Source organism: Microcoleus sp. PH2017_24_DOB_U_A (genome assembly GCF_020738205.1).
Lineage (GTDB): Bacteria > Cyanobacteriota > Cyanobacteriia > Cyanobacteriales > Microcoleaceae > Microcoleus.
On the sequence record NZ_JAEQCT010000139.1, the window covers coordinates 1 to 13,430 of the forward strand.

A 13,430-nucleotide genomic window follows, 5' to 3' on the forward strand; every position below is an offset into this window, starting at 1 on the left:
ATTCCTGTAGTTTTAGGACTGTGGACTAAAATTACTAACGTAGATGTCTAACATTGACTACTTTTGGGTAGCTTTGTCCATGTTTTTACGAGCGGTTTCGCCTTCACTTTCAAAAGTGACACGGTTCATTACAGTTTTGAAGATGGGTTGAGTAGTCACGATCTTTGGCTCACTACTAGAAAAATTTCCATACCTCAATAGTAGAGAAAAGCCCCAGTAAGCTGAAGCCCGATTCTTGCGCTGTTTTGTTGAAATCTTGCTCTTTCGACAAGGTTGGAGGATCTCACCTACACCTTGAGAAACAATCCCCGAAAATTGTTCTTAACGAACTCTTGAATCATCATAGGCGTTGCTCTCATCCGCGCTAATGCGAAAACTCCGATCGTGGCACTAAACAACACATCGACTCCGGCTGAAATAGAAATTGGCGGCGGTAGTTGCCCATCTAGCCGAGCTAGTTCTAAATGTTTGTGAAAAAAGTCTTTGATAAAAATTACGTCTAGATCGATCGCTTGTTGAAGTTCGGGAGTGGGAATTTCGGCAGACATCAACAGATTCACCAAAAAGCAACCGCGCCCCATCCCTTTGGTAGACGCAATTTCGATCGCATTATGGAAATAATTGGCGATCGCATTAACGCCACTTTTATCCGTCTCAAACGCCAGTTTAAACTTTTGCTCGTACCGCTCGAAAGCCGCATAAAATAACACTTCCTTCGAGCCAAAGGCATTAAATAAACTGCCCCGCTTGACTCCCAGCAGTTGCGCCAACTCATCCAAAGATGTCGCACTATAGCCATGCTCCCAGAAATAATCGCAGAGTTGTTCTATGACAGCATCGGTATCGAACGATCGAGGGCGCGGCATGGTTATCGGTAGTTAGCTAAAAATTATCGATGTTTATTCTTGACGGGTTCGACAAAAACGTGTATTCTTGTCTATATCGACAAAAACTATTGTTTCATCAGTATAGCCCATCCGCAAGGGTTTAAGCCTGAGTAATTGTCGATCGAGTAATTATGCAAACAAATCGCAGGAGACAACCATGCCCAGACTTGCACCCAAACCCATTGCCGAACTCGCCACATATGATGAAATGTTCGGGCAACTGGAGGAATTTTTCGGATTTCTGCCTAATGACTATCTGACGATGGGACATAAGCCTGCGGTGATGAAGGCAGTAGTCGAACTAACTGGCGCAGTGCTGCTGACAGCGGGAAAAACCTCGATGACGCTCAGATTGCTCGTGATGTATGTTTCATCCCGTGCGGCTGGTTGTATGTACTGTACGGCGCATTGTGCGGGGCTAGCTCTCAAATATGGGTTGTCGATGGACAAAGTTCAAAATATTCGCGATTACCAGACTCATCCCAGTTTCTCGGCTGCCGAACGCGCGGCGTTGACAGTTGCTGATAAGGCTAATAAAATGCCCAATGCAGTCACGGATGAGGATTTTGGAGAATTGGGTAAATACTTTGAGGATGAAGCGATCGCGGAGATTGTCAGTCTGATTGCGATGATGTCTTTTTACAATAAATGGAATGATACACTGGCAACAACTTTAGAAAAACCACCGCTGGATCTGGCGGCGAGTTCTTTGTCTTGGTGGAATGCTGGCAAACATATTGAGAGCTAGGAAGTCTGTTGCGTTGAAACGAAATAAAAGTCCAAATGTTTTAAATTTGAATTCGATCGAGGGTCGGCTGTTGGGTTACGTGTAGGGACAGCAGCCTAAAGGTTATCTGTTAGCATTCAGCAAAATCTAGACAGCCGTTTTTCCCTCCGTGCCATACCAACGCACAGCGAGTTTGTAGAGGTGGTCGAGTGTCCCAGACAACTCTTTTCCGCGTTCAGTCAAGCTGTAGGTAACTTGAGGTGGAATTGTAGGTTCATGGTGACGATGAACTACTTCAATCGATTCCAGTAATCGCAATCTTTCGGTAAGCACCTTCGTTGAGATGCCATCAACTTTACGCCTCAGTTCACCAAAGCGTAATTCGCCGTTTGTGTCGAGAATCCACAAAATGTAGAGTGTCCATGGCTATCTGCTGCCGCTCAACTTTAACGTTATAATCGAAATCTTCATCGCTGCTATTGCTCCCGCAAAGCATACCCGACACCCCGCGCGGTATGAATCAATCTTGGCTCGTTGTTTTGCTCCAACTTCGTGCGGAGATAGCGAACGTAAACCTCGATAATATTTGAGTCGCCCAGAAAATCAAATCCCCAGACATTTTCGATAATTAACTCTCTAGTAAATACTTGGCGAGGATGACTCAATAGGTATTGTAATAACTCAAATTCTTTGGCAGTTAAATTGATCGATCTGCTACCGCGATGGACTTCGCGAGTCCGTCGATTTAAACTTAAATCTTCAAATTGCAACAGATCTTCGTCGGTTTTTTGGGTGCGTCGCAGATGAGAACGGATGCGCGCGAGTAGTTCTTCAATACTAAACGGTTTGACTACATAATCATCGGCTCCCGCATCCAAACCCGTCACGCGATCGCCGACTTCATCTTTAGCTGTCAGTAAAATTACGGGGATAGATATACCAGTCGATCGCAGTCGCCGACAGAGTTCCACGCCTGTAAGTCCTGGCAACATCCAATCCAAAATCGCTAGATCCGGTGCCGCCTCCCGCGCCAAACTCAGTCCCGCCATCCCATCGTGTGCCACACTGACGCGATAACCCTCACTATCTAATTCCAGTTCGATAAATCGGGCGAGTTTAATTTCATCTTCAACCAAGAGGATATGTGCTGTCATTTTGATTTTTGATTTTTGATTGTGGATTGATTTTTCGTTGGATAGCGATCGCTTGGAATTTAAGGATACTCCCCTACAGTACATTGACGTTGACATAGCAACAAGCCAAACCAATCTTGTGGATCTGTCCAAAATTGTAAAGGTTTAAAAGCATGAGCCGATAAATTATCTACTAATGTTGGTAAATGAAACTTGCGAGATATTTCGGTGTGAATCGTTTCTCCAGCCTCGAACTTAACTCGATAGTTTAGGTTTGCAAAAGCTATAGTTTGAGTTACCAAACTGCGGAGATGCATTTCAAGCTGATGTTGCTCCCGATTGTAGAATGCTAAATGCTCGAATCGATCGAGTGCAAAATCACCTCCAAAGCGATGATTGAGATGGCGGAGGATATTGAGGTTAAATTCAGCCGTCACACCTTGAGCATCATTATACGCAGCTTCAATCGTCTCGATCGATTTTTGTAAATCTACGCCTAAGAGGAAAAATTCTCCAGGCTGGAGTGCCTGTTGAATTTGGGTCAGGAAACTGCTACGCTCTCGATCGGTTAGATTCCCTAGCGTACTACCCAGGAAAATCACCATGCGGTTCCCCAGTTCTGCTGGTGGCAATTGAGCCAGAGCTTGCTCGTAAGTCCCCGCCAAGCCGCACAGTTTTAAGTTGGGGTAGCGTTCCAACAATGCTAGAGCCGTACTCTTGAGAATGCCAGCACTGACATCGATCGGATAATAGTGCAGTTGACGATCGAGTTGACTGTAAGCCTCTAATAACAGGTGAGTTTTCCGAGAGCTACCGCTACCTAATTCTACTAATTCGCAGGTACCCGTGAACTCGGCAATTTCTGAGGCATATTGTTCTAGAATCGCCTGCTCGGTGCGGGTGGGATAGTACTCTGGTAAATCGGTAATTTGCTCGAATAATTCCGAACCGAGATCGTCATAAAAGTAACGACAAGGGAGCATTTTTTGGCTTTGACTCAGCCCTTGGATGACATCCCTACCATCATCGATCGATCCTGCGATGGTATTAAAATTAATCCACCGAAAACGGGGATGCTCGATCGATTCACTCCCGATCTGATTGACGTTCATCTGGTGAGGGGCTAGGGGATAAAGTTAGGTTATCGCGGAGCTAAATTTGCCTCGATAATAACTACGATCCCCGATCGAGCTGAAACACTCCTGAAGAGAAAATGAGAATTTGTTGAGAAACGCGGCGATCGAAACCCAGCGCGATTTAGTCTGTAGAGACTCGATCGCACTCGAGCGACCTAAATTACCTTCGACAATTCCAACTCACGCTTGCGGTCGTTTATGTAATTGATTGTTATAGCATAATTAATACATTAACTATTTGGCTTAATCACCAATACCTCGATCGAATGCCTAGTTCATCGTCCAATGCTAATTTTCTCCAGCAATGGAAATATGCTCTCGCTCCTCACAACTTGGGGCATCAACTGAAACTGGCATCTCAACTGATGTACAGAGATTTTCTAGAGCGGCTCGAACCTTACGATCTGACTCCATTTCACTATCTAGTTCTGTGCTGTCTATGGGAAGAAGATGGGATTACTACAACAGGTATTGCTGACAGACTCAAACAGCTAGGCGCAACACTAACCGGAGTCGTCGATCGCATGGAAGAGCGCAACCTAGTTTACCGAGAACGAAACTCAGCAGATCGCCGTGTCGTCCGCATCTGGCTGACGGAAGAAGGCAAAAGACTCATGTATATTCTGCCACCGCTTGGTGCAGATACCGTTAAAAAGGCAACTGCAAATATTTCCGAAGCAGAGCAGGAAATCGTTCTCAAGCTCCTCGATCGAATCATTCAGAACTTTTCTTAGCGATCCCAGCCTGATGATGTTGACTTTTGGACAATTACTTAATATATTAACTATCAATATATTAAGCAATCGATCCGCATGACTAAAAGCATTGCTGTCTTGCGGTTGTGCTGTTCTCGATCGAAGTACCTTGGAGGAAAAATGCCAAAATTGAGTATCCGTCAGAGAAACTGGCTGCTATCAGCGCATATTGGTTTTGCTGCGCTCTGGACGGGAAGCGTCTTGAGTATGCTGCTACTGTCGCTTAGAAACACAACATCAGTTAATGCCGACGTACTGAATGCTCTAGATTCAGCAATTAATCTTCTAGATGACTGGATTGTCATTCCTTCAGCGATTGGTTCCGTCATCACAGCAACATTTCTGTGCTGGATGACAAATTATGGATTTATCAAGTTCTATTGGGTAATTACTAAGTGGATACTAACGACTGGTTTGGTTGTATTTGGCACATTCTGGCTATTTCCGTGGGGGAATACTGCTGAAAAATTGTCAGGGCAGGAGGGATTACAAGCCCTGAATAATTTGGTTTATAATTTCGATGCCAAAGGTGTATTAATTGGAACTTTCGTTCAAGTTATTTCTTTGGTTGTGATTATTGCGATCTCAGTTCTCAAACCTTGGGGAAGAAGACTAGATAAAGCGAAGAGTCAAGTCAGTGCAGATTAGTAGAGCAGTTACGGCAGCAGCGTCGGACTAGATGGTGGGTACTTTCCACCATCTAGGTTTGGGGTAATTAAACAGGTAAAATGTTTGACATAATTCGTCAACGAGGCTTATAAAATACCAACCCTACAAAACTATCTAATTTACTTCAGCATCACTCTTCTTATGAGTTTTGCTGCTGTTTCCAATCATCTGTCAGGAGTCCTGCAAATCCCCAATCTTCTTCTGCAATCTCCTGAATGACGATGTGTATATGTTCTGGATTTTTGCCAAGAATCCGAACGAGAGAATCAGTTACTTCTTTAACAAGTTGAGCTTTTTGTGTCCTTGTAGAACCTGTGGTAATCTGAATATTAATGTATGGCATATTAATTTTTGCTACACCCTAAACGTGGGGATTAACTTTGTACAATGTTAGGAAAAAACAAAGTAGGTTAGGCACCAATCGCAATCTATATTACTGGTAATTGAGTACCTTTATCATCCCACTTAAATAACGATCGATTCACTACCTGCTTCGATTTCCAGCACCGATTCCCCTACTCGATCTTCATCCCCATATTCCCCCAACTGTTGAATTAACTTCGCTACCAATCCCGTCCATCCCGTCTGGTGACTGGCTCCAATTCCCGCGCCATTATCGCCGTGGAAATATTCATAAAACAACACCAAATCGCGCCAATGCGGGTCGTTTTGAAACTTCTGGGTACCCCCATAAACTGGGCGTTGTCCCGCTGGGTTACGGAGGAAAATCTGGGTGAGTCGCTGGGATAGTTCGGTAGCGACTTCCCACAGAGTCAACATTTGCCCCGAACCTGTCGGACATTCAACTTTGAAATCATCGCCGAGATAGCGATGGAACTTTTGCAGCGATTCAATTAAAAGAAAGTTCACTGGAAACCAAACGGGGCCGCGCCAGTTGGAATTGCCACCAAATAAACCACTGGTAGACTCGGCTGGCTCGTAATCGACGCGAAACTCGGTACCGTTGGTATAGAAGCAATAGGGATGTTCGGCATGATAGCGAGAAACTGCCCGAATTCCGTAATCGCTGAAAAATTCTGATTCGTCGAGCATCTTTTGTAAAATGCGTTGGAGTTTGTCTTTAGAAACGATCGCCAGTAATCGGCGCGCGCCTTTACCTTTGGTTTCCATGCAAGCTACATTACGGCGTAAATCGTGCCGATTTTTGATGAACCATTCCAATCGCTTTTTGAAATTGGGTAATTGCTGTAATGTTTCTGGTTCTAATATTTCTACCGCAAATAGAGGAATTAAGCCGACTAGCGATCGCACTTTCATTTCAATTTGGCGATCGTCGGGAAAATGCAACACGTCGTAATAGAAGCCATCTTCCTCATTCCATAAGGAATCTTCCATTTCCCCAATGTGATTCATCGCATCGGCAATATAGAGATAATGTTCAAAAAATTTGGTAGCAATATCTTCATAAACTGGATTAGTTTTTGCCAATTCTAGCGCGATTTTTAACATATTCAAACAATACATCCCCATCCAACTAGTACCGTCAGATTGGTCGATATATCCGCCCGTCGGTAGTGGCGCACTGCGATCGAATACGCCGATATTATCTAAGCCCAAAAATCCGCCTTGAAAGACATTATTACCCTCGGCATCCTTGCGATTTACCCACCAGGTAAAATTGAGCATCAACTTTTGGAAAACGCGCTCTAGAAACTGGCGATCGGATTTCCCATATAGCTTCTGTTCGATCTTAATATTTTTGAGCGAGGATAGCTTTTTCTCGTTCGAGTTCTTGTTGTGTTACAGCCCTTTGCCGTTCTGCAAGCATCTGGTTGATGGCGTCGGAACCAGTCTGTAGCAAGGCAATTGACTTAGACCTGTAATTGGTGGCAGTTTCTTCTGGTTCTGGTTCGGGAAGCCATAAGTTTAAATCTAATACAGTTTCTTGGGAGTTGACAGCAGTGTAATACTGTCGGATTTTTTGATGCCGTGCCGGCGAGAATTTGATGCCACGTTCGATGCCCAAGTCGGCAACGGCTGCGGCATAGCTGTCTTGAAGTTTGCTCAAGCTACTTCTTGTTCCTCCAAACTCCGTACTCCTGTAGCTGAGTTTTCCCTCATTGTTGATAGGTACCCAGAGACAGTGGATGTGGGGAGTGGCTTCATCGAGGTGCAGGGCGGTTTGAAGAATGTTACTCCCTACGTGTTCTTCGAGCCAGTTAGTTGAAGCTTCTGTCCATAGAACCAGTTGCTTTTGCTGCCAGTACCCATAGTCTTCCGGGCAAGAGGGTCTGAAGTAGCTGGGGGAAGCCCCCAGGAGGATGTCTGCGGCAATGACTGCATCTTTTCGGACTTTTTGAGAGCCAATTTTTGCCCGTGCTAGTTCTACGACTGCTTCGGGCGATGTTTGGCCTTGCAAGATTTCAACAGTCTTGTTTTTGTCAGCATTTGGTACGACAGTGGTTCGGCTGTTATGTCTGGCCGCTGTTCTCAAACATTCGATCGATTTAAGTTTTCCAACTCTCAAAATGGCTTGTGGTGTACGAAACATGGCGGTGTCCTCACCTCCCAAGTTTTGCTCGCTTTCTTATGCTTTTGACTTATGCTTTTGAGACTCTGTGGTTAAATAATTGCCAAGAAGTCGATCGTAACTTGGGCTAATTTCTGTGTCACTAAATCTATCCAAGTCGGGTCATTTTGTGGATGGGGGCGAGTTCACGGGAGAAGTCCCTTAAAGTCGATCGTAACGGGCATCACTGGTATAGCCCTTTTCTGTTCGATGAGGTACCCTTGGGGATTGGGCATAGGGCATCCATAGATCGGTTTGTACCCCGCGCGTGGCTTGAGAACCGCTATACTCCTAACTCATAGCAGCAAAAATAACTGCACTATCCAACAGCAAGCTGAACAATTGCATCAGTTATGATCTGCAAATTAGGCTTTTTGAGATAGGTTTTTCGATTCTGCGCTTTTGTCAAAAAAACAGGTATTTCGATACCCCCAAGTATTCGGTGACTGAAATGGTAAAAAACGGCGCAATGCGGAGTAAGTAAAGACGCGCAATATTTGCTTCCATGCCCCCCTGTAGTATTTGCCTGAATCTCGGTTTTTGGCAATGCCTACCTGCTATTCTATGCAATTTTTGATGGTCTGAAAACACCTGTATTCCTTGTGCTATATGAATATTTGGGTGTGTGGATTAAAATGGATCTAAGTGTAACGTTCATAGACAAAAGTACAACGTTCGCGGACAAAAATGAGATGAAAGTGTACGAAAATAGATGAACTGCGAACGAGTGTTGTAACGTCAAGTTTAGTGTAGTTTTAGTATTGGTAAATCTAGTTTGGTAGCAGTTTGGTAGTGTTCGATCGTAGTAAACCCGAATTTGGTTGCTGCTACGAATCGGTATCATTAAGCACATTTTTTTAAAAATATTGTGCAAATTGTCGATCGAAAAACCGTAGTTTCTTGTGGTACCCAGTGATTCCATTATTTTGAAGCAAGCAGCTTTTCAAGTTCGCTAGCGGCTAAACGTTGCTCTCTCACCCGACTAACTCAAATAGCGTCAGTCAAGCTGAGTAAGGCATAAAGTTTTGGATCGTTCTTGGCAGCTTGGGGGACTGAACGGTACAGAGGCGCGATCGCCTGTCCTCTCACGATACCCTCAGGGTCGGGCCAGATATAAACCTCAGATGGTGAGACAAACCAGCTTGCTTTGCAAAGGTTCAGCAGAATGTGCCCTTGGCAGTCCCCGCGAGAGGGAACCTGGTTGGGCGTAGAATACGTAGCGCAGCCCGTGAACTAGGAATTCCAACACCGCTTGCTTCAAAATTTTTCGCCCTTGAGCCATACCCGCAATGTCTAGAAATGTAATTGAATAATAATGACGATCGAATAATCGCTGTTGGTGGACTCTCCCACCGACAGCGATTATCATTCTGGAACCTAGTATTGTCGTAGAAAACTCGGTTTCTGGACGGCGAGGCGTAAGTTTTAGTAAATTTTTGTAACAAATTGTCGCGTCAGCGCATAAAATCTCGATCGACACCCTGATAGATATACAGGGAACTCGTTTTCTATGCAAACAAGCAATGCCAACCCAACCATCGACTCTGAGGTGCACGTGAAAAAATTAAAAAAAATGTTTGAACAAACTTCCTCTCGCGGGTTTGTTCAAAGTTGTCTGTCGCTGACTGCTTTTACTTTATTGGGATTTACCGTAGTTGAACCAGTCAGCGCCGCCAGTATCCATACAGGTTTTTCCTCCTATGCCATTACAGACCTCGGCCCCGGCAACACTTACAGTATCAACAATCTCGGACAAGTGGTAATGGGTAAAAATGGTGTGGGTTGGATTTGGGAAAACGGTCAATTGACTGAAGTTACCGACAGCACTTGGGCTTACCAAATCAACACTTCCGGTCAAGTTGTGGGCCGATATCTCAGCGAAAATTGGACGGATAATGCCTATTTGTGGGAAAACGGTCAAAGGACAGACCTCGGTTATTTTGGTGGCATTAGCAGTAGCGCTAGTGACATCAATGATGCTGGGCAAATAGTTGGTAAGTTTAACATTACCCAAGAGCAATTTAACCCCTTTGTATGGCAAAGCGGTGTAATGACAAAACTCGATACTCTTGGTTTCAATGGCGGGGCTATGAGTATCAATAACAAAGGGCAAGTAGTTGGTTATTCCGGTCTTGTTTTCGGCATAACTCATGCTGCCTTGTGGGAAAATGGCACGATCGTAGACTTGGGAACTCTGGAAGGACACAACGACAGTATTGCTTACGATATCAACGATTTGGGACAGGCGATCGGCCATTCAGCAGATAAGAACACTCGGCAAAGTAAACCTGTTATTTGGTCAAACGGTAAACTTACAGAACTCAAAACTCTCGGTGGCAATGTCAATTACGGGGTTGCAATTAATAATAAAGGACAAGCAGTCGGTTTTGGTAACACAAGTGTCAATGGCAGCCTCAGTCACGGTTTAATCTGGGAAGACGGCGAAATGGCTAACCTTAACAGTTTGATTCCTGCTGATTCTGGGTGGTTTTTACAGCAAATCAGCGGCATTAACGATCGCGGTCAAATTGTCGGTCAAGGGATTAACCGCGCGACTGGTACAAATCATGCTTTTCTGCTCGATCCTATCAGCGGTAGTTCTCAGCGCAATCCTGTATTACCCGATCGTTTTGAGGATGGTTGGCATATTTTTAATAATGTAGCAAATCGCCTGTGGTTTGACCCGCCAACCTCGGCGGGTTTTGCGTTCAAAATCGGCGAGGATATTGTTGGGTCAAGTCCGATCGCATTTAATCCCAAGCCAACCGAACCATCGCTATTTACGAAAATTCTCAGTTTGCCCAGCGGTATTGATGCTGACGAACTTTTTTCTATCGCAGTTGGCGGTCAAGAAATCGGCAAATTCAAGCCTAATGAAATAGTGGATTTTGTGGCTTTGCTCGGTTACGGCGTATCGGAGTTTAGCGTACTCGGTATCGATGCACCAATCGAGCCGACTAACCCTCTAGCATTCCCAATAAAATTAGAATCAAATCGGGATAAGTTCTCGTTTAAAATGCGGGCGATCGATGGTGCTGAACCTGTTCCCGAACCTTCAGAAATTGGAGGGATAGTAACTGCGGCTGCAATTTTCGGCGGCTTGTTATGGAAACGCAAACGCAGCGATCGAAAAGTGCAAGTCAAGTAATCTTTTGCGGGGGCGATCGATTATATTTAATTAAGCTGTTTTACATTTAAATCGATCGGGCTATCTCGGCAAGGCTTGCGGTTTCAGCACTCAAAAATCCCAGTTTAAATGCGAAACAGCTTAGGGTTTGCTGAATAATCGCCCGCAAAGAACAAGTCCGATTTCTGGTATCCCCTTGACAACTGCCATACAGGCTTAACTTATTACCCATGGGTAGAGGCTGTGGGTACGGTGGCAGTTGCGGTTTGGCAAGGTTGAGGGCGCGCCACAACAACGAAACTTCGCCGTGTGGGGGGCGGTTCGGCAAGGTTGAGGGCGCGCCACAACAACGAAACTTCGCCGTGTGGGGGTAAGTTCCGGTTCGAGAATATTTTGGCGAGATCCCTTCCTGAGCCGACTTCTGGCGGCTCCATTCTCCAATTTATAAAGTTTTATGAAGATTAGGCAGCGTTCTGCATAAAACTAACGCCTGCTTCCAGATAGATAAGTAACGGCCGATTTTTGAGGGTGACGGGAACTCTACCTTTAACCCTCGCTGGCTGTGGGACTCGTGCATCAACAACAGAAACTGGGTTTTTTGCCCTGCGTGCGATCGCTAGAAATTGCCAGGATTGTTTTATAAAATGCCACTAAAAATTCTGTCTTACCAGTTGACAAATTGCAAATTACCAGCGTTCGATCGAACTTATACAAAACAGGAGTAAAAACTCAAATGGTTTGTCAAATCTTCATAAAGCCTTCATCAAGTCTTCATCAAAATATCGATTGACAGGAGAGAAAAAATGCCTAATAATATAGTTCGTCAAAAAGATTTTCATGATTCATCCATTAAAGCCTCATATTATCATTCTGAGTGAGGCAAAGCATCTTAAACGACAGTTTAAGTATTAAAAATTCGCCATACCTGTATTTATTTCCGGGTCGTTGTTTTTTGATAAACCTAAGTTGATTAAGGAAAGGGGTGTATAAAATGTCCAATATTCAAATCGGTAGCCTCAACGATAACTATTTCTCGATCGGTTCTACGGATAACACCGATCCTAAAGATAGCTATTTTTTCAGTCTTCCCAGGATGGGTAGCGCCCGCATCTCCGCGATCGGTGTTAGTGGCGATATCAATATGGAACTGCGCGACAAAGAAGGGAAGGTAATCAAAAGTATTTCAACTAGCGACGTAAAAGCTGGAATTATTAACATCGATAATTTAGGGGCGGCGGATTATATTTTAAATATTTCTCCTGTTTCCGGCTACACAAATTATCAAGTCAGTTTAACTGCCGATGGTAGAATCGATCCGTTAAGCGGTTTGGGGGTTGATGCGGGATTTTTTGTCTCGCAAAAAAGTGAAGTAGGCTTCGATTTTCTCAACGATGGCGGCAGATATCAAGGGGAAATAGCTATTTTTAGTCTCGATGGTATGGAGCGATTTGCTTCAGATTATAAGGGATTTATGAAGGAAGCTGCCAGACGATCGCTGAGTAATTCTGTATTGGGTCATATCACGATTTTTGAATCCGTAGAGGGGGGAAATCCTCTATTTCGTGGCACTTTGGGAGAAGAAAATTATAATGATGGGCCGTATCAGGGCGTGAAGACATTTACCACAACTCCCGGAAAGGCTTATGCTGTAATGTTGGTGCCAAATGGTACAGTGCAAGAGGTTTTTAACAATCCCGATATTGGTGGAGATAAGCGCCCGCTGTTTTCGTTATCTAGTCTCAACCCAAATGATGCTTGGTTGTACGGTCAAATAGCGGACGTTGATGGTGGTGGCTTGGTATTTTCCCTAGAGGATCAGCGGGTTGATACGGGTTCGGATGGCGATTATCAGGATGTTATTTTTAAGTTGACAGGTGCGATCGGCAAAGCTGTACCGTTGAAAGAAGTAATTAATCCGGCTAAGGATTGGACTACTTCTGAAGGCGGGAAGAAATTTATCGATTTTCTCAAATCAAAGCCACCAATAAATACGCCACCGAAAGACTTACAGTTCGATTTAAAAGCCATTTATAAAATTGGTGAAACGATTGAGTTAACAAGTGGAAAAGTAATCGATGGTAATGGGGCGATCGACCTAGACAGAATAAAATTATCATTGCGAAAAGCAGGCGATGAGTGGACTAATTTAGCAGATGCAACGAATTTTACAGCCGGCAGTCAGGGGTTGGCAACTTTTAGTTATTCTCTACCTGCTTTAGGGGCGGGGAATTATGAATTAAAGGCGATCGCCTATGACAAAGCAGGCGCTACCAGCGAGACGGTACTCAAAAGCTTTAGTGTCAAAGAAGCTACAGTTACGCCAACTCCGACACCGCCAACTCCGACACCTACGCCGCCAACTCCGACACCGCCAACAAATACAGCTCCTAAAAACTTGCAATTTGATGTTTTACCTGCTTACAAAGTGGGAGAACAAATCAGCTTTACAGGCGGTAAAGTTTACGA

At 44.4% G+C, this 13,430-nt stretch carries 13 protein-coding genes; 5 read left to right on the forward strand and 8 right to left on the reverse strand.

The window, feature by feature from the left end; genetic code table 11:
* Positions 1-287: 287 nt before the first annotated feature.
* Positions 288-866 (reverse strand): TetR/AcrR family transcriptional regulator, encoded by a 579-nt coding sequence (locus JGK07_RS30115; RefSeq protein WP_293187024.1) that lies wholly within the window; start codon positions 864-866, stop codon positions 288-290.
* 178 nt (positions 867-1,044) lie between these two features.
* Here JGK07_RS30115 and JGK07_RS30120 point away from each other — a divergent pair, with 178 nt between their 5' ends.
* Positions 1,045-1,635 (forward strand): carboxymuconolactone decarboxylase family protein, encoded by a 591-nt coding sequence (locus JGK07_RS30120; RefSeq protein ID WP_293187025.1) that lies wholly within the window; start codon positions 1,045-1,047, stop codon positions 1,633-1,635.
* Between the two features lie 126 nt (positions 1,636-1,761).
* Here the strand turns inward: JGK07_RS30120 and JGK07_RS30125 are convergent, their stop codons facing one another.
* The 3 genes from JGK07_RS30125 to egtD all read right to left on the reverse strand — a co-directional run bounded on the left by JGK07_RS30125 (position 1,762) and on the right by egtD (position 3,859).
* Positions 1,762-2,025 (reverse strand): winged helix-turn-helix transcriptional regulator, encoded by a 264-nt coding sequence (locus JGK07_RS30125; protein WP_293224659.1) that lies wholly within the window; start codon positions 2,023-2,025, stop codon positions 1,762-1,764.
* A 65-nt stretch (positions 2,026-2,090) separates the two neighbouring features.
* Positions 2,091-2,768, reverse strand: coding sequence for a response regulator transcription factor (locus JGK07_RS30130; RefSeq protein ID WP_293187026.1), 678 nt, complete (start codon positions 2,766-2,768; stop codon positions 2,091-2,093).
* 59 nt (positions 2,769-2,827) lie between these two features.
* Entirely contained in the window at positions 2,828-3,859 is a 1,032-nt protein-coding gene (gene egtD / locus JGK07_RS30135; RefSeq protein WP_293187027.1) for an L-histidine N(alpha)-methyltransferase, read from the reverse strand.
* Between the two features lie 290 nt (positions 3,860-4,149).
* Here egtD and JGK07_RS30140 point away from each other — a divergent pair, with 290 nt between their 5' ends.
* Together JGK07_RS30140 and JGK07_RS30145 are read left to right on the forward strand one after the other, a co-directional pair.
* The gene (locus tag JGK07_RS30140) at positions 4,150-4,617 is read left to right on the forward strand and encodes a MarR family transcriptional regulator (protein ID WP_293187028.1); all 468 of its coding nucleotides are present in this window, start codon (positions 4,150-4,152) and stop codon (positions 4,615-4,617) included.
* A gap of 78 nt (positions 4,618-4,695) precedes the next feature.
* Positions 4,696-5,286 carry a hypothetical protein gene (locus JGK07_RS30145; protein ID WP_293187029.1) on the forward strand — a complete coding sequence of 197 codons (591 nt, stop codon included), beginning with the start codon at positions 4,696-4,698 and terminating at the stop codon, positions 5,284-5,286.
* 160 nt (positions 5,287-5,446) lie between these two features.
* Here JGK07_RS30145 and JGK07_RS30150 read toward each other — a convergent pair whose 3' ends face one another.
* The 4 genes from JGK07_RS30150 to JGK07_RS30165 all read right to left on the reverse strand — a co-directional run bounded on the left by JGK07_RS30150 (position 5,447) and on the right by JGK07_RS30165 (position 9,206).
* Complete coding sequence (locus JGK07_RS30150) at positions 5,447-5,650, reverse strand: 4-oxalocrotonate tautomerase family protein (RefSeq protein WP_293199291.1); 204 nt, start codon at positions 5,648-5,650, stop codon at positions 5,447-5,449.
* 122 nt (positions 5,651-5,772) lie between these two features.
* On the reverse strand, positions 5,773-6,954 hold the full coding sequence (locus JGK07_RS30155) for a hypothetical protein (RefSeq protein WP_325315433.1): 1,182 nt from the start codon (positions 6,952-6,954) through the stop codon (positions 5,773-5,775).
* 64 nt (positions 6,955-7,018) lie between these two features.
* Entirely contained in the window at positions 7,019-7,819 is an 801-nt protein-coding gene (mobV, locus tag JGK07_RS30160) for a MobV family relaxase (RefSeq protein ID WP_293191339.1), read from the reverse strand.
* A 1,138-nt stretch (positions 7,820-8,957) separates the two neighbouring features.
* A complete protein-coding gene (locus JGK07_RS30165; RefSeq protein WP_293182998.1) occupies positions 8,958-9,206 on the reverse strand; it encodes a hypothetical protein in 249 nt (82 codons plus the stop codon).
* Positions 9,207-9,347: 141 nt separating this feature from the next.
* Here JGK07_RS30165 and JGK07_RS30170 point away from each other — a divergent pair, with 141 nt between their 5' ends.
* Positions 9,348-10,985 (forward strand): PEP-CTERM sorting domain-containing protein, encoded by a 1,638-nt coding sequence (locus JGK07_RS30170; protein WP_293182996.1) that lies wholly within the window; start codon positions 9,348-9,350, stop codon positions 10,983-10,985.
* 970 nt (positions 10,986-11,955) lie between these two features.
* On the forward strand, positions 11,956-13,430 hold a 1,475-nt coding region (locus tag JGK07_RS30175; RefSeq protein WP_293243377.1), incomplete at its 3' end, for a DUF4114 domain-containing protein.